1 protein-coding gene is annotated in these 435 nt (G+C 32.4%); it reads right to left on the bottom strand.

Translation table 11 applies throughout. The features are described 5' to 3' along the window. On the bottom strand, positions 1–227 hold a 227-nt coding region (locus tag AC1DJR_RS33565; RefSeq protein WP_477004631.1), incomplete at its 3' end, for a DUF4047 domain-containing protein. Between the last annotated feature and the right edge of the window lie 208 nt (positions 228–435).

Below are 435 nucleotides of genomic sequence, written 5' to 3'. Positions count from 1 at the left end.
TCTTCATACTCATGCAAAATAACTTCCTTATGTTGCTTAGCTTGTTCTGTCAACTGATCAACTGTTTTTGGAAAAATACTTGCTGTCGAAATAGTAGCCTGCACTTTCGTCTCATGAATGAAAGTTGCCTCTGTATAAGTCATCATTTGAGAGCCTAAATAAAAAGTAATAGAGCACAAACATGGCAATATAAGCATCTTTTTGAATTTGCGAGGTGTCTTCAGCATTTTAATCTCTCCTATCGAACATCTCGTTCTTTATCAAGAACTATACCTTTATTATAATAAAGTGAATTACAAAATGATATAAAAATTATGTTTCTTTTTACATTTCTCTTTTAACACAAAAAGAGACTACCACTTGATATTATCCCCTTTAGGTAGACAGTGTAAAAAAGACCATGTACACACATGGATGTTACACTATTACTTGGAG

The organism is Bacillus sp. 05T31 (assembly GCF_056396725.1).
Note: the sequence above shows the minus strand (reverse complement) of the source record. Positions and strands in the feature narration are given on the sequence as shown.